The following is a 15,604-nucleotide window of genomic DNA, read 5'->3' as shown; positions in this document are numbered from 1 at the left end:
CTCCCGCAAGACAATCCTCGAACTTGCAGGGTAGCGCCTAACAAACACTCATGCCCAGTTGCATCAACGCCATCCCGCCCTTGTGCCAGCCCCACCACACCAGCGCCAGCAACGACAGGGCGGCGAGGGCCAGTAGCCCTCGAGCCAGGTAGCGGTTCATGCGGCCTGGGCCTGCAGGCGGGCAACCGGGCGTTCGCGCACGGGCCAGTTGAGGGCGGCAGCCAGCAGGCTGAGCAGGATGGAAATCTGCCAGACCATGTCGTAGCTGCCGGTGCGGTCATACACCACCCCGCCCAACCAACCGCCCAGGAAGGCACCCAGCTGGTGGAACAGGAAGACGATACCGCCAAGCATGGACAAGTTGCGCACGCCGAATACGGTGGCAACGGTACCATTGGTCAACGGCACCGTGGACAACCACAGCAGGCCCATGGCGATGCCGAACAGATAAGCACTGAATTCGGTCACTGGCGCCCAGAGGAACAGCACGATCACTACCGCACGCAGCAGGTACAACCCGGTCAGCAGGCGCGGCTTGGACATGCGCCCACCCAGCCAGCCGGCAGTGAAGGTACCGACGATATTGAAAAGGCCTACCAGCGCCAGCACCGTGGTGCCAGTAGTCGCGGCAAGATGCTGGTCGACCAGGTAGGCCGGCAGATGCACGCCAATGAACACCACCTGGAAACCACAAACGAAAAAGCCCAGCGCCAGCAACCAGAAGCCTGAGTGCGAGCAAGCCTCGCGCAAAGCCTGGCTCAGGGTCTGTTCGGCTCCATGAGTGGGCAGAGGCCGGTCGCGCAGCAGGCCGACGAAGGGCACGATCAGCGCCACCATCAGGCCCAGTACCAGCAACGCTGCGGACCAGCCCAGCCACTGGATAAGGCCGAGAGTGCCCGGCAACATTGCGAACTGGCCGAAAGAACCGGCAGCGCTGGCAATGCCCATGGCCATGCTGCGCTTTTCCGCCGGCACGGCACGCCCGACCACGCCGAGGATGACCGAGAACGAGGTGCCGGACAGACCGATACCGATCAACAAGCCGGCACTCAGCGACAACGACCAGGCCGAGTCGGCCATGCCCATCAACACCAACCCGGCAGCGTAGAGAATACCGCCAATGATCACCACCCGCGCCGCGCCCATGCGGTCGGCCAGGGCGCCGGCGAATGGTTGTGCCAGCCCCCAGATCAGGTTCTGCAAGGCAATGGCGAAGGCAAACACCTCACGCCCCCAGCCGAAGTCCGCGCTCATAGGCGCCAGGAACAGGCCGAAGCCGTGCCGCACACCCAGGGATAGCGCCAGGATCAGCGCTGCCCCCACCAATACCCACCCGCTGGTTCGCCACACCGAAGTCATTGCCGTTATCTCCAGCACATCGCAAGGTTTTACGGGTATATACCCGCTTATAGTCGTATCAATTTCAAGCCAACTGATTCAGCAAACGGACCAGTTCATCCCGCTGCCCTGCCCCCAGCCGCTCCACCAACTCTGCCTGTGCCTGTTCCCAGGCCGGATGGGCCGCGTGCAGCAATTGGGTACCGGCCTCGGTCAGCAGCACCACGCGGTTGCGTTGGTCGTCACCATCGGCCAAGGCCACCAGCCCTTCAGCCTCCAGCACCCGTAGGTTGCGGCCCAGGGTACTGCGCTCCAGGCCCATGGCCTCCGCCAGGGTGGTGATACTGGGACGATCGAGCCGCTGCAGATGACGCAACAGGGAAAACTGGGCGACATTGACCCCAAAGCTGGCAAGGGCCTCGTCGTAATGCCGGCTCACCCCACGGGCGGCGCGACGCAGATGGGTGCAGATGCATTCACTGGTCAACATGGATACGTGTATATACCCGCGTCATGTGTGTTGCAAGAAATTTCACGATTACCGACGCCCCTCAGCCCTAATGCCTGTCAGATAGCGTTAATGGGGCTGCTACGCAGCCCATCGCCGGCAAGCCAGCTTGTGTCTTCAAGGTCTCTTAAACTCGAAAGGGTGAGAGCAGTGGATGGCAGACTGAAAGCCAGATGTGCTCTAAAGCACGAGTGGGAGCCTAGTCGCCATCCACCTCTCACTCTGACCTAAGCCCGAACAGTTGAATGAGTGGCGAACTCGTAGTCACAAGCTAGGGCTAAGTCAGAGTGCTCTCACTTCTTGAGTGTAAGAGGGCTTGGCGATGATTTCCTACTTCGTTGGTCTCGACGTTTCGAAAGCGACTCTGGATGTGGGCTTTCTTCCTGAAAGTATTCCCCAGTTCCAGGTCAGGAATGACCCAGAGGGCTTTGCGCAACTGATCGCATGCCTGAACGAGCTTGAGGTCGAACGGGTCTTGCTGGAAGCCACTGGTGGCTATGAACGAGCCGTATTCAAAGCCTTGCGACTGGAGGGTTTGAACGTCATCAGGGTCAACCCCAAGCGCTGTCGGGACTATGCGAGTGCCATGGGCAAAATTGCCAAGACTGACAAGATCGACGCCCAGATGCTGGCGCGGTTTGCCAGGGATTTCGAGGACTTGCCGCAGATAGAGCCTAATCAAGATCGGGATGAACTGGGAGAGCTCATCAAACTCCGTGGCAATCTTGTCCAGCATCGGGATGATGACAAGCGTCGGATGAAACAAACCACTTCAGTTACGGCCATTACCGTTTATACCGAGCATGTCGCTTACCTGAATGATCAGATTAAGGCTTTGGACAAGGCGATTGAGCGCGCCTCGAACGTGCTGGATCGCACGACAGCCATGCGGCTAAGGTCTGTGAAAGGGATTGGCGTCATCAGTTGTGGCACCTTCATGGCCTACCTACCTGAGCTGGGAAGCGTGACGGGGCGCGAAATTGCAGCCTTGGCTGGGTTAGCGCCGTACAACAAAGACAGCGGCAAGAAGAGTGGCCCGAGGAAGATCGAAGGCGGGCGTTACAGAGTCCGCAAGGCGGCCTACATGTCGATCTGGTCAATGATCCAGCATGTCCCAGAAGTTAGAACCCGCTATGAAGACCTGATAGCCCGAGGCAAGTGCGCAAAAGTTGCCGCAGTGGCGTGCATGCGCGTGTTGCTGGTGCGCCTGAACGCAATGCTGCGTGACGGAACGGAGTGGAAAGAGCTCAAGCCTCAGGTACCCGCAACCTGATCACGAACGAGGATCGATTTTCTACAAATGCGGGCTTCGCCAACGACACCGCTACGCGGTATCGAGCGAAGCCCTGCCCGAATGGCACGCTTGAAAATAAATTTCTAAAGACAGTTGCTCCCACAGGTACAGCGTTGCTCTCGAGGTTGTCGCTGTACCTGTGGGAGCTGGCTTGCCGGCGATGGGCCGCAAAGCGGCCCCAATTACTTAACCAGGTTCAAGCGCCGGCGAATCGGCTCGAACTCTACTGTAGCCTTGCGCGCCAGCGGGTCTGGAGTGCCCTGCTCGATTGCCTGCCAATAGCGCCACGGCACCTTGGTCGAGCCCAGCTCGTAGTCCATGCCATCCCAGTTGTCTTCACGGAAGCTGTAGAAGGCCCAGTGCAACCGGTGGCGATCCAGCACGCTGAGCACGTCTTCCAGGTATTGCCGGCAGCCCGGCAGCCTGCGCATGCAGCCGAACTCGCCCACCACCAACCGAGAGCGGGGCACGTTCATGGCCGCGGCCCAGTCCAGCGGCTGGCGCAGGTATTGCGCCACACGCTGGCCATCCCACTGCTGCGTCTGCCCCGCAAACGGTGCCGGGCCGGGATAGGCGATGGGTTGCTTGCGCGTCATGTTCGGTGCACTGGTCACCAGATAGGGCTCGTACATGTGCACGCTGTACAGCACCCGCTGGTCTTCCAGGGGAGCCGGCCAGTAACCGAAGGCATCAGCGGCGGCGAACCAGCCGGCATCGAGCATGACCGGCGTGTCCGCGTCCTCCTCGCGAATGGCCGCTATCAACTGCCGATACAGAGCCGGCAGATCACGCGCACTGCCCTGCTGCCCTGCATACCACTGCTGCATTTGCCCAGGGTCGGCATGCTCGGCCAGGCCACCGTGCTTCTCCGGGGCGGGCTCGTTGACCAGGTTGTAGGCGGCGATGGCCGGGTGACCTTTCAGCTCACGGGCCAGATCCCGCCAGAAGGCCGCAGCCTGCAACCAGTAGCGTTTGTCCTGCCAGAGGCGGTCGTCGAACTGGCCCTGGTTGTTTTGCGACCAGCGCATGCCGGGTAACGAGAGCGGTGCGATGACCACCTTGAGGCCGGCCTGGTGGGCGCGGTCGAGGGTAGCTCGCAGCGTGGCCAGGTCGGCGGCAGGCAGGCCTTGGTAGGCATCGGCATCGCCGATGAGGAAATCGCGTTCCGCCGGCTGCCATTTGTCGTAAGACAGCCGCACCCAGGTCGCGCCATAACCGCTCAAGGCGTCGAAGTAGGCTTGGTCAGGTGGCAGCCGGTTGAAGCTGTTGCCACCGTGGCGGGGGTAGTTCCAGAAATCCATGAGATCGGCTGCCACGGCGGCAGGCCCCATGGCCAACAAAAACGCAGCAAGAATGACATGACGCATGGTGCCGACACTCCTCGACAGTTTGCGGGAGGGGCAAGCATACGCCAGTGAAAAGATGCCGGTTCTTGCTGAGTTTTTTCAGGAATTTACCGACACGTTAGGCTCAGAAACGCCCTACAGACACATCTGATTGCGCGGTCATTTGTAGGAGCGGCCTTGTGTCGCGAAAGGGCTGCAAAGCAGCCCCGGCAATTTATGCACTAACGCTGAAATTGTGGGGCTGCTTTGCAGCCCTTTCGCGACACAAGGCCGCTCCTACAGGGCCCAGAGCAAGGCTCAGAGGCCCAACGCCAACCCCAGCACCACGGCCAGTTCGAGCAACTCCAGCATTGCACCAGCGGTATCGCCGGTAGTCCCGCCCAGGCGCCGGCACATCAGGTGCCGCAACCAGGCAAACACCGCCAACGCCAGCACCACGATCCACCCGCCCAGGACCAGACAGAAAAGCACACAGCCCAGCAGCACCCAGCCGGCCGCATGCCGGGGCAGGTGCTCGGCCAGCGCCTGCCCCAAACCGCCCTGCCGTACATATGGCGTACTCAGGAACAGCCCGAGCATCGCCGCCCGCCCGATCAACGGTGCCAGTAGCAACTGTGCGCCAATGCCCTGCTCGACCAGCACCCACAAAGCGCAGAACTTCAGCAACAGCACCAGCACCAGGGTGACCACGGCAATCGGCCCGCTACGTGGGTCCTTCATGATCAGCAAGGTGCGTTCGCGGTCACCGAAACCGCCAAGCCAAGCGTCGGCGCTGTCCGCCAGGCCATCCAGGTGCAAGGCGCCACTGAGCAACACCCACAACGTGAGCAGCATGGCCGCGTGCAGCGGCGCAGGCGTGCCCTGCAGCAGGTAGCTGGCCAGCCACAGCAACAGGCCGAACAGCAACCCGACCAGCGGGTAGCAGAGCAGCGAGCGCCCAACCTCGCGCGGCGCCGGCATGCCCGGCAGACTCACCGGCAGGCTGCTGAGAAACTGCAAGGCAATCCACAATGGCAACATCTCAGCGCCCCTCGACCAACTGGCCGTCGTCACCCGGCACCAATCGCATGAGCGCAGCGTGGCCGACTTCGACCTGCAGCAACTGCGCCCTTGGCAGACCACGGGCACGTGCCAGCAGCAGCCGCATCACACCGCCATGGGTGACCAGCAGCACGCGCTTGCCAGCATGCTGGCGACCCAGGCGCTCGACAGCGGCCAGCACTCGCTCGGCGAACGCCTCGACTGGCTCGCCATTAGGTGGCGTAAACGCGTAAGGGTCCGCCCAGAAGCGCCCCAGCGCGTCCGCCTGGTCTTCCATGATCTGCGCCGCACTACGGCCCTCCCAGTCGCCAAAATGCAGCTCCTGCAATGCCGCTTCGCGCTGCACAGGCAGGTTCAGCCGCTCGCCCAGTTCCTCGGCAAAACGCGCACAGCGCTGCAGCGGCGAACTGACCAGCACCTCCCACGGGCCGGCTTCGGCCACGGCTTCACGCATCTGCGCCCAGCCCTTGTCGGTCAAGGCATCATCAAGGCTGCCACGCAGGCCGCCCTGTTCGGTTTCGCCATGGCGCAGCAGGTCGAGGATCATGCCGGGCGGTCCGCCACCGCAGCCTCGGCAAAGGTCGCCATCTGCCCGTGCAACGCACAGGCCAGGCGCAACAGCGGCACAGCCAGGGCAGCACCACTGCCCTCGCCCAGGCGCAGGCCCAGGGCCAGCAACGGCTCGGCCTGCAAGGCGTCGAGCAAGGCTTTGTGCCCAGGCTCTGCGCCTTGGTGGGCAAACACCAGCCAGGCCCGACACTGCGGGTTGAGACGCACCGCCAGCAGCGCGGCGACACTGCAGATGAAGCCGTCCACCAGTACCGCGATACCCGCCTGCGCGCAGCCAATGTAGGCACCGGCCAAGGCCGCGATCTCGAAACCACCGACACAGCCCAGTGCCTGCAATGGATCGTTGGCGCTAAGGCCATGCAGGCTCAACGCACGCTCGATGACCTCGGCCTTGTGCCGCACCCCGGCGTGGTCCAGGCCGGTACCCGGGCCACTCAATTCAGCCGGCGGGCAGCCGAGCAACACGCTGGCCAGGGCAGCGGCAGCCGTGGTGTTGCCAATACCCATCTCGCCCCCGATGAACAGCTGCGCGCCCTGTTCGGCGGCGCGCAGGGCACTATCGCGACCGGCCTGCAGGGCGGCCTGCAGCTGGCCCTCGGTCATCGCCGGCTGGCGGGCGAAGTTGGCGGTACCGGCGCCAAGGCGCAGGTGGCGCACGCCAGGCAGTTCCAGGTGGGGGTCGATGGTGCCCAGGTCGACCACTTCCAGACTCGCCTGCAGCTGGCGCGCCAGCACGCTGATTGCCGCGCCACCACCGACGAAGTTGCGCAGCATCTGCCCGGTCACCGCTTGCGGGTAGGCCGAGATGCCTTCCTCGACCACGCCGTGGTCACCGGCAAAAATGCTGATTGCGGCGTTATCCAAGGTCGGCCGTTCACACCCCTGCAGGCCGGCCAGCTGAATGGCCAATCCTTCCAGTTGGCCTAGCGAACCGGCAGGTTTGGTCAGCTGTTGCTGACGGGCGCGGGCCTGGTCCATGGCGGCGTTGTCGAGAGGTTGGCAGGCGTCACGCCACCAGGCTTGGGTCATAGTGCAGGTCCTTTGAGCATTAGGGGCAGGCCGGCCACAGTCAGCACCACGCGCTGACAGCGTTCGGCCACGGCCTGGTGCAGCCAGCCGGCCAGGTCGACATAGCGACGAGTCAGCTCGCCCATGGGCACGACGCCCAGGCCGGTTTCGTTACTGACCAGGATGACCGTGCCCGGCAACTGTTCCAGGCAGGCCAGTAGCGCATCACGCTCCTCGGCCAGGCGCTGGTCGTCTTCGAGCATCAGCAGGTTGGTCAGCCACAGGGTCAGGCAATCCACCAGCAGGCAGCGCCCTTCGGCCGCTTCGGCGCGCAGTACCGCGGCCAGGGCCAGGGGTTCCTCGATCAACCCCCAGTCATCAGGGCGACGCTGGCGATGCAGCAGCACGCGTTCGTTCATTTCACCATCCAGCGGCTGGCTGGTGGCGATGTAGGTCACCGGCAGGCCACTGGCGCTGGCCAGCTGTTCGGCCAGGCGGCTCTTGCCCGAGCGGGCGCCGCCGAGGATCAGGTTGAGCATGTCAGGCCACCCCACAGAGCTGGCGCAGGCGCGCGGTGTCCAGGTGCTTTTCCACCAGGTCGGCCAGGCGCTCTATATCACGTTCGCGCAGAGCCTGGTAATCGACGGCCTGCACATCATCCAGCCCAGCCCAGCGCAGCAGCGCCGCGCACGACTGGCTGCCTTCAAACAGGCCGTGCAGGTAGGTGGCAAGTATCTGGCCATCAGCGCTGACAGCACCATCGCAACGGCCATCGGCAAGTTGCACGGCTGGCTGCTCCAGGGCAGGCCCCGTGGTGACGCCGGCATGAATTTCATAACCGGCAACCGGGACTGCTTCCAGGTTCAGCGTGCCGGCAACGTTGCGCAGTTGCTTCTCGGCTTCGAGCACCGTCGCATAATCGAGCAGGCCAAGCCCCGGGCTGGAGCCAGCGGCCCCTTCGAGACCAAGCGGGTCATGCACTTCGCGGCCCAGCATCTGCAGGCCACCGCAGATCCCGATCAGCTTGCCGCCATAGCGCAGGTGCCGGTCGATGGCCTTGTCCCAACCGCGCTCACGCAGTTGCGCCAGGTCGCCGCGCACACTCTTGGAGCCCGGCAGAATGATCAGGTCGGCGGCCGGGATCGGCTGGCCCGCGCCGATGAACTGCAGGTCCACCTGGGGGTGCAGGCGCAGTGGGTCGAAGTCGGTGTGGTTGCTGATACGCGGCAGCACCGGGACGATCACCTTGAGCACGCGCTCGGCCTTTGCCCCCTGGCGTGCGTCGATGCCGTCTTCGGCTTCCAGATGCAGGTCGTTAACATACGGCAGCACGCCCAGTACCGGTTTGCCGGTGCGCTGTTCCAGCCAGTCCAGCCCCGGCTGCAGCAGGGCGATGTCGCCGCGGAAGCGGTTTATGACAAAGCCCTTTACCCGCGCCTGCTCACTGGGCGACAGCAGTTCCAGGGTGCCGACCAGATGGGCGAAAACACCACCACGATTGATGTCGGCAACCAGGATCACCGGGCAGTCCACCGCTTCGGCAAAACCCATGTTGGCAATGTCACCGGCACGCAGGTTGATCTCCGCCGGCGAGCCCGCGCCTTCGACCATGACCACCGGCCAGGCAGCACTCAGACGCTGGTGCGAAGCCAGCACCGCCTGCATGGCGATAGCCTTGTAGTCGTGGTAGGCCACCGCGTTCATGCTGGTGACGGCACGGCCATGGATGATCACCTGGGCGCCGGTGTCGCTGTTGGGCTTGAGCAGCACCGGGTTCATGTCGGTATGCGGTTGCAGCCGGCAGGCCTGGGCCTGCACCGCCTGGGCCCGGCCGATTTCACCGCCATCGGCGGTCACCGCGCTGTTCAGCGCCATGTTCTGCGGCTTGAACGGCACCACGCCGACGCCCTGGCGCAACAGCCAGCGGCACAGTGCGGTCACCAGCGTGCTCTTGCCGGCGTCGGAGGTGGTGCCTTGCACCATGAGGGTGGTCATGCCGTTTCCTTCTGATAGGCCGCCAGGGCTTGCGCCAGGCGCTGTTCGTCCGCCGCACAGGCTGGCAGCCCCAGGCGTATCGCCTGCGGCTGCTCGAACAGCCGCACCAGGATGCCGCGGCGGGCGAGAAAGTCATGCAGTTGCGCAGCGTGCTCGCTGCGCACGTACTGGAACAGATCGCAACCACCGTTGGGCGCCAGACCGACGCTGCGCAACAGCATAGCCAGCCGCTGGCTGGCAGCAGCGCAGCGTTCGACCTGCACACGCTGGGCGGCGTGGTCGGCCAGGCTGGCCTGGGCCAGCACCCGGGTCGGGCCATTGACAGTCCACGGGCCGAGCAACTCGGCCAGGCGCAGCAGCAGGCTGCGTTCGGCGGCAACGAACCCCAGGCGCACGCCGGCCAGGCCGAAGAACTTGCCGAACGAGCGCAGCACGATCAGCCCCGGGCGCTCGGCACAATCGACCACGCTTTCTGCCGGGGTGTTGTCCATGAACGCTTCGTCGACCAGCAGCCAGCCACCGCGGGCGGCCAGGCGTGCGTGCCAATCCAGCAGGCGTTCACGCGGCACCCGGCGGCCGGTAGGGTTGTTGGGGTTCACCAGCACCAGTACGTCGAGGCTGTCGAGCGTCGCCTCGACCTGCGCTTCGTCCAGCTCCAGCAACTGGTGCCCCGCCCGTTGCCAGGCGTATGGATGCTCGGCATAGCATGGCGTCAACACCCCTACCCGGCCGGCTGCGCGCAACAGCGGCAAGGCCTGGATCGCGGCCTGGGAACCGGCCACCGCCAGCAATTGGCGGGCGCCGTAATACTCACGCGCGGCGTCCTCCAGGCCGTCCTCGGTCTCCGGCAGGCGGGCCCAGGCCTCCATGGGGATCGGTGGAATCGGGAAAGGCCATGGCGCAATGCCGCTGGACAGGTCGAGCCACTGCTCGCGGGCGATGCCGTATTGCCGTACCGCCCGCAGCAGGCGGCCTCCGTGTTCAAGCATTGATATAGGCCCCCAGGCAGATCACCAGCAGCCACAGCCATACGCCGCGCTGCACCAGGCCCCAGCCGCGCTCGATGGCGTCGGCGTCGGCCATTGGCCCATCACCCAGGCGTGGCCGCTCATGCAGCTCGCCGTGGTACACCGCCGGGCCACCGAGTTCCACCCCTAACGCACCAGCACCGGCGGCCATCACCGGCCCGGCATTGGGGCTGTCCCACAGCGGGCCCTGCTTGCGCCAGCAGGCCAGGGCCAGGCGGGTCTTGCCCAGCAGCGCGTAGGTCAACGCCACCAGCCTGGCGGGAATATAGTTGAGCACATCATCGACACGCGCCGCACACCAGCCGAAGCGTTCGAAGCGCTCATTGCGGTAGCCCCACATGGCGTCCAAGGTGTTGCTCAGGCGGTACAGCACCACGCCAGGCGCGCCGGCGACCACGAACCAGAACAGCGCGGCGAATACCGCATCGCTGCCATTTTCCAGCACCGATTCGGTGGCCGCCCGGGCCACCGCAGGCTCGTCAAGTTCGCGGGTTTCGCGGCTGACCAGGTAGCCCACACGGCGCCGCGCTTCTTGCAGGTCACCCTGGCGCAAGGCACTGGCCACTGGTAACACGTGTTCACCCAGGCTGCGCAGCCCGACGGCGCAGTACAGCGCCAGCACGTCGACCAGCCAGCCGATGTACGGCAGCCAGGACAGGATCAGTGCCACCAGGGTAAGCGGCACCACAGCCAGGAACCATGCGCTCACCCCGTGACTGCGCCAGCCGCGCCCACCGGCATTCAGGCGGCGCTCCAGGTTACTGGCCATGTTGCCGAAGGCTACCAGCGGATGGCGCCGCTGCGGTTCGCCCAGCAAGGCATCCAGGGCCACCCCGGCCACGGTCAGCAAAGCCACGCTCATTGGCGCTCTCCCCATTGGTTCTCAAAGAGCATTTCACTCAAGGGCCGTTCCTCGGCCCAGTTTTCCAGCACCAGCATTGGTGCCGGGTAGAACTCGGTCACCGGCCCCAGGCACAGCACCGCGACCGGCTTGGCCCCGGTCGGCATACCCAGCAGCGCCGCCAGCGCCTGCGGGTCGAACAGCGACACCCAACCCATGCCAAGGCCTTCGCCACGGGCTGCCAGCCAAAGGTTCTGGATGGCGCAGGCCAGCGAGGCCAGGTCCATTTCCGGCAGGGTGCGGCGGCCGAAGATATGCGGCTCGCGGTTGTCCATCAGGGCGGCCACCAGCAGCTCGGCGCAGTCATTGATGCCTTCCACCTTCAGTTTCATGAAGGCGTCGGAGCGTTCGCCCAAGGCTTCGGCGGTACGCACCCGCTCTGCTTCCACCAACGCCTGGATGCGCGCACGCAAATCGCGCCGGGTGATGCGGATGAAACGCCAGGGCTGCATCAGCCCGACACTCGGCGCTTGGTGCGCGGCAGCCAACAGGCGGCCCAGCAGTTCGGGGGCTACCTCGCCACCGGCGAAATGGCGCATGTCACGGCGTTCGCCGATGGCCCGATAGATCGCGGCGCGCTCGGCGTCGCTGTAGGCGTGTTCGCTCATGGTCGCAACAGCGCCGCCGCCGCATCAGGGTTGGAGGGAAAATAGAAGTGCACGTAGGAAGCCGTCAGCCGACCCAGGCGGTACACCGCTTCGTTGCCGCGCCCGCCGTTGGGGCTCAGACCACGTGCGATCGGCTCCAGTACGGTACTGGTCAACGAATGGTGATAGGTGTGACCGCGCAGGGTGCCTTCCGGCAGTTCCACCGCCTGCAGGGCCAAGGCAGCCAGGCGCTTCTGCATGGTCGCTTCGCCCGGCAGCAGGCCGAGCAGCTCGGCACGCTCGCCGGCCACGTCGGTCAGGGCATCGAGCAGGTACAGCATGCCGCCGCACTCTGCCAGCAACGGTTTGCCCTGGGCGTGATGGGCACGGATCGCCTCGCTCATCGGCGCGTTGGCAGCCAGGGCGTGGTGGTGCAGTTCGGGATAACCGCCCGGCAGATACAGGCTGTCCACTGCTGGTAGTTCGCGGTCATGCAGCGGCGAGAAAAACTCCAGCTGCGCGCCCAGGTTGCGCAGCAGGTCGAGGTTGGCGCCATAGGTGAAGGCAAAGGCCTCGTCCCGCGCCACGCCAATGCGCACACCGGTCAACGAGGCGACACTGGCTTGCGGCTCGGGTTCGGCAAAGGTCACTGGCGGCGGCAAGGCGGCATCGCAACTGGCGCCAAGCGCTTCGGCAGCGGCATCCAGACGAGCGTCCAGGTCGTTCAGCTCGCTGGCCTGGACCAGCCCCAGGTGGCGGCTGGGTAGCTCTATACCGCGCTCGCGGGACAAGCCGCCATACCAGCGCAGGCCTTCGGTCAGGCTACCTTCCAGCAGTTGCGCGTGGCGCAGGCTGCCCACCCGGTTGGCCAACACACCGGCAAACGGCAGGTCCGCCTGGTAGCGTGCCAGGCCCAGGGCCAGGGCGCCAAAGGTCTGGGCCATGGCCGTGCCATCTATCACCGCCAGTACCGGCACGCCGAAGTGACGCGCCAGGTCGGCGCTGGACGGCGTGCCGTCGAACAGCCCCATCACCCCTTCGATCAGGATCAGGTCGGCCTCGCCGGCTGCCTCCCACAGTAGGCGGCGGCTTTCCTCGGCGCCGATCATCCACAGGTCGAGCTGGTACACCGGCGCGCCGCTGGCCCGCTCAAGGATCATCGGGTCGAGAAAGTCGGGGCCGCACTTGAACACCCGCACCTTGCGCCCAAGGTTGCGGTGCAGGCGGGCCAGGGCGGCGGTGACGGTGGTCTTGCCCTGACCAGAGGCCGGTGCCGCGATCAGTACCGCAGGGCAATGGCGCGACTGGCTCACAGTTCCACGCCCTTCTGTGCACGGATACCGGCCTGGAACGCGTGCTTGAGCATGCCCATTTCGGTCACGGTGTCGGCCAGCTCGATCATCTCGGGTTTCGCGGCACGGCCAGTGACGATCACATGCTGCATCGGTGGGCGGGCCTGGATGTCGGACAGCACCTGGTCAAGGTCGAGGTAGCCGTGCTTGAGGGCGATGTTCAGTTCATCGAGCACCACGAACTGCACGGCAGGGTCTTGCAGCAACTGGCGCGAAACGGCCCAGGCGGCTTCGGCGGCGGCGATGTCGCGCTGGCGATCCTGGGTTTCCCAGGTAAAGCCCTCGCCCATCACGTGGTAGCGCACCTGCTCGGGGAAACGGCGGAAGAACAGCTCTTCGCCGGTGCTGTTGCGGCCTTTGATGAACTGCACCACACCGCATTGCATGCCATGGCCCAGTGCGCGCGCGAGCATACCGAAGGCCGAGCTGCTCTTGCCCTTGCCATTGCCGGTCAGTACCAGCAGCAGGCCGCATTCGTTGGGGGAATTGGCGATGCGTTCGTCGATGATCGCCTTCTTGCGCTGCATGCGCGCCAGGTGGCGTTCGTCGCGTTCGGTGGCTTCGCTCATCAGGGTTCTCCGCTGGCTGGCGCCCGCGGCAACGCGCGGCGACAGATAAAAGGCGGGCAGACGGAGAACGCGCAGGGGCCGTGGCCGTAGGCAACGGTGCACCGCGCATCACCCTCCGTGATGCCGTTGGCAGTATCAGGCCGGTCTCCGGGCTTGTGAGCGGGCCTTGGCCCAGGCCTGCGCGCCTTCCCGGGTGCTGGCACCCAGTGGCCCTGCGCGGCCGCGACTCACCTACCGTTGCGGGGGCAGCGCCGGAATCGCGCCATGCTGGCACCCACCGGCTTCCCAGTTTCACCCTGCCCAGTCGGGGCTGGCAGGGCACCTGAAACACGCGCGAAGGTTAGAGGGTTGGACCGGGAGCGTCAATCGAAGCGGGCCGCTTTGCAGCCGAACAGGCTCCGCCTGGGTAATGGCCAATTCACCTTGTTGTGCCACACTGAATACAGTGATATCACATAGCCATCATTTTCAGCTGAACGCGATCACAACTACAACAGGAGAGCGCAGCATGCGAGGCCAGATCATCAACAACCCGCGCCTGGAGTTTCTTGCTCCGGTGCTGGAGCGCTGGGGCGACTGTATTGACCGCTTCAACCAGTTTGCTGGCGATGCCGAAGCACCTTACTGGCATGGCGCTGCCGCCAATACGGGGCTGCTTGCCGCAGCGGCCTGGCAAGCCGAACTGGCGGCGCTGCAGCAGTTTGCCGGCAAGAAGCAGCGCGACGAAGGTGAACACGAAGGGCGCTGCGACCTGTCGATCAGCAGTGCCGATGAAGCGCTGTACCTCAGTGTCAGTCAGCGCTGGCCAAGAATCGCTCGGCTGGACATGGCCGACGCCCTGCAGCAGACCACTGCCCTGGCGCGCCAGGTGGCCTACCCCAGCCAGTTGAAAGCTGGTGCACTGTTCATCAGCCCGTGGAAGGCTGGCCAGCATGCCAGCCCCGAGGAACTGCAGGACCTGGTCGACGATCTGCAGAAACATACCGCCTGTGCCATCGCCTGGTACTTCCCGTATGCCTATCGCAAGTTGCACAACGAACTGGGGCAGTATTTCCCGGGGGTGGCGTTGTTGCTCAAGCAGGCTTGAAGCAACTTCGGCTCGGGCCGGGACCGGAACTCGTTTCGCAAGCGCGACTTGGCCGTTGTGAGAGCGGGCGTGCCCGCGAAGAATCCAGCGCGGTGGCTGGCACCGGCTGCGCCGGTGTTCGCGGGCGCGCCCGCTCCCACAGAGCCCTATTTAAGTCTCCTGTCGTAGTGAAGCGAGCCACCGCAGGTGCCCCACGCCCAGCCTTCATGAGGAGCCAGTTCCGATTACTGGTATTACACGACTGCGGTTTCTGACGATTTTTGCTCTTGCTCTTGCTCTTGCTCTTGCTCTTGCTCTTGCTCTTGCTCTTGCTCTTGCTCTTGCTCTTGCTCTTGCTCTTGATCTTGATCTTGATCTTGATCTTGATCTTGATCTTGATCTTGATCTTGATCTTCGCGACTTCAGGAGGCCGAGCAGAGGTCTTGCGGAGGGAGGTGACGGGCATGGATGCCCGTCAAGCGCTGAGGCCCCATGGATGGGGCCTGCAGCGCGTCCTCCCGGGAGCAAGACCGGCGCGAGGGAACCCCGTAGCGTAGCGGAGGGGCCGGATGATGGGAGCGCAGCGTTTTTTGGTTACTTTTTGTCGCGTTTGACAAAAAGTGACTCGCCGTAAGGGCGAAAAGGTGAGTCAGCGTCGCCATCATAAATGGACTATGCGCGAGATCAAAACCAGTACTCTTCCGCTCTTCGCTCTTCGCTCTTCGCTCTTCGCTTTCAAGCGTGGGCATCAACAACAAGGTCAACATTCATTCTCGAAGGTGGCGCTTATTCACCTTTCCGCCCTTACGGCGGGTCACTTTTTGTCAAACGCGACAAAAAGTAACCAAAAAACGCTGGCTCCTATCATCCGGCCCCTACGCTGCGCTCCGGGGTCCCCTCGCTACGGGCCTGCTCCCGGGAGTACGCGCTGCAGGCCCCATCCATGGGGCCTCAGCGCTTGACGGGCATCCATGCCCGTCACCTCCCTCCGCAGTCCCTTC

The 15,604-nt window shown here is 64.5% G+C and carries 17 protein-coding genes and 1 riboswitch; of the genes, 2 read left to right on the top strand and 15 right to left on the bottom strand.

Features of this window, described 5'->3' with window-relative positions; all coding sequences use genetic code 11:
- Positions 1 to 37 precede the first annotated feature (37 nt).
- The 3 genes from AC2T3R_RS06125 to AC2T3R_RS06115 form a co-directional block, all read right to left on the bottom strand.
- On the bottom strand, positions 38 to 160 hold the full coding sequence (locus tag AC2T3R_RS06125; protein ID WP_013971388.1) for a hypothetical protein: 123 nt from the start codon (positions 158 to 160) through the stop codon (positions 38 to 40).
- Complete coding sequence (locus AC2T3R_RS06120) at positions 157 to 1,359, bottom strand: MFS transporter (RefSeq protein WP_023662693.1); 1,203 nt, start codon at positions 1,357 to 1,359, stop codon at positions 157 to 159. Before AC2T3R_RS06120 ends, AC2T3R_RS06125 begins: the two co-directional genes overlap by 4 nt.
- A 64-nt stretch (positions 1,360 to 1,423) precedes the next feature.
- On the bottom strand, positions 1,424 to 1,828 hold the full coding sequence (locus tag AC2T3R_RS06115; protein WP_013971386.1) for a MarR family winged helix-turn-helix transcriptional regulator: 405 nt from the start codon (positions 1,826 to 1,828) through the stop codon (positions 1,424 to 1,426).
- 340 nt (positions 1,829 to 2,168) lie between these two features.
- On the opposite strand from AC2T3R_RS06115, the gene AC2T3R_RS06110 reads away from it, so the two are divergent.
- Positions 2,169 to 3,119: an IS110 family transposase gene (locus tag AC2T3R_RS06110; protein WP_486743821.1), complete on the top strand. Its 951-nt coding sequence runs from the start codon at positions 2,169 to 2,171 to the stop codon at positions 3,117 to 3,119.
- Positions 3,120 to 3,322: 203 nt separating this feature from the next.
- Here the strand turns inward: AC2T3R_RS06110 and AC2T3R_RS06105 are convergent, their stop codons facing one another.
- The 11 genes from AC2T3R_RS06105 to cobO form a co-directional block, all read right to left on the bottom strand.
- On the bottom strand, positions 3,323 to 4,441 hold the full coding sequence (locus AC2T3R_RS06105) for a glycoside hydrolase family 5 protein (protein WP_486745266.1): 1,119 nt from the start codon (positions 4,439 to 4,441) through the stop codon (positions 3,323 to 3,325).
- Between the two features lie 342 nt (positions 4,442 to 4,783).
- Positions 4,784 to 5,506 carry an adenosylcobinamide-GDP ribazoletransferase gene (locus tag AC2T3R_RS06100; RefSeq protein ID WP_410953559.1) on the bottom strand — a complete coding sequence of 241 codons (723 nt, stop codon included), beginning with the start codon at positions 5,504 to 5,506 and terminating at the stop codon, positions 4,784 to 4,786.
- Position 5,507: 1 nt separating this feature from the next.
- Positions 5,508 to 6,074: a histidine phosphatase family protein gene (locus tag AC2T3R_RS06095; RefSeq protein WP_289805460.1), complete on the bottom strand. Its 567-nt coding sequence runs from the start codon at positions 6,072 to 6,074 to the stop codon at positions 5,508 to 5,510.
- Positions 6,071 to 7,126 (bottom strand): nicotinate-nucleotide--dimethylbenzimidazole phosphoribosyltransferase, encoded by a 1,056-nt coding sequence (cobT, locus tag AC2T3R_RS06090; protein WP_015269249.1) that lies wholly within the window; start codon positions 7,124 to 7,126, stop codon positions 6,071 to 6,073. Before cobT ends, AC2T3R_RS06095 begins: the two co-directional genes overlap by 4 nt.
- On the bottom strand, positions 7,123 to 7,644 hold the full coding sequence (cobU, locus tag AC2T3R_RS06085; RefSeq protein ID WP_013971381.1) for a bifunctional adenosylcobinamide kinase/adenosylcobinamide-phosphate guanylyltransferase: 522 nt from the start codon (positions 7,642 to 7,644) through the stop codon (positions 7,123 to 7,125). Before cobU ends, cobT begins: the two co-directional genes overlap by 4 nt.
- Position 7,645: 1 nt before the next feature.
- Positions 7,646 to 9,100, bottom strand: a complete 1,455-nt coding sequence (locus AC2T3R_RS06080; protein ID WP_123085853.1) for a cobyric acid synthase — start codon at positions 9,098 to 9,100, stop codon at positions 7,646 to 7,648.
- Positions 9,097 to 10,089, bottom strand: a complete 993-nt coding sequence (cobD, locus tag AC2T3R_RS06075) for a threonine-phosphate decarboxylase CobD (protein WP_486744777.1) — start codon at positions 10,087 to 10,089, stop codon at positions 9,097 to 9,099. The genes AC2T3R_RS06080 and cobD overlap by 4 nt, the downstream gene beginning before the upstream one ends.
- Positions 10,082 to 10,990 (bottom strand): adenosylcobinamide-phosphate synthase CbiB, encoded by a 909-nt coding sequence (cbiB, locus tag AC2T3R_RS06070; RefSeq protein ID WP_015269245.1) that lies wholly within the window; start codon positions 10,988 to 10,990, stop codon positions 10,082 to 10,084. Before cbiB ends, cobD begins: the two co-directional genes overlap by 8 nt.
- Complete coding sequence (gene bluB / locus AC2T3R_RS06065; protein ID WP_039615363.1) at positions 10,987 to 11,637, bottom strand: 5,6-dimethylbenzimidazole synthase; 651 nt, start codon at positions 11,635 to 11,637, stop codon at positions 10,987 to 10,989. The genes cbiB and bluB overlap by 4 nt, the downstream gene beginning before the upstream one ends.
- A complete protein-coding gene (locus AC2T3R_RS06060; RefSeq protein WP_015269243.1) occupies positions 11,634 to 12,929 on the bottom strand; it encodes a cobyrinic acid a,c-diamide synthase CobB in 1,296 nt (431 codons plus the stop codon). Before AC2T3R_RS06060 ends, bluB begins: the two co-directional genes overlap by 4 nt.
- Positions 12,926 to 13,537 carry a cob(I)yrinic acid a,c-diamide adenosyltransferase gene (gene cobO, locus AC2T3R_RS06055; RefSeq protein WP_486744776.1) on the bottom strand — a complete coding sequence of 204 codons (612 nt, stop codon included), beginning with the start codon at positions 13,535 to 13,537 and terminating at the stop codon, positions 12,926 to 12,928. The genes AC2T3R_RS06060 and cobO overlap by 4 nt, the downstream gene beginning before the upstream one ends.
- Before the next feature lie 121 nt (positions 13,538 to 13,658).
- Positions 13,659 to 13,878, bottom strand: a riboswitch (cobalamin riboswitch).
- Positions 13,879 to 14,045: 167 nt separating this feature from the next.
- Here cobO and AC2T3R_RS06050 point away from each other — a divergent pair.
- Entirely contained in the window at positions 14,046 to 14,624 is a 579-nt protein-coding gene (locus AC2T3R_RS06050) for a hypothetical protein (RefSeq protein ID WP_015269242.1), read from the top strand.
- On the opposite strand, the gene AC2T3R_RS06045 is transcribed toward AC2T3R_RS06050, so the two are convergent.
- Positions 14,611 to 15,069 carry a hypothetical protein gene (locus AC2T3R_RS06045; protein WP_486744775.1) on the bottom strand — a complete coding sequence of 153 codons (459 nt, stop codon included), beginning with the start codon at positions 15,067 to 15,069 and terminating at the stop codon, positions 14,611 to 14,613. The genes AC2T3R_RS06050 and AC2T3R_RS06045 overlap by 14 nt on opposite strands.
- Positions 15,070 to 15,604 lie beyond the last annotated feature (535 nt).

It is taken from the genome of Pseudomonas sp. PVC-5-1, assembly GCF_057444345.1.
The sequence above is the reverse complement of the archived record's forward strand: the minus strand, read 5'-3'. Positions and strand labels throughout refer to the sequence as shown.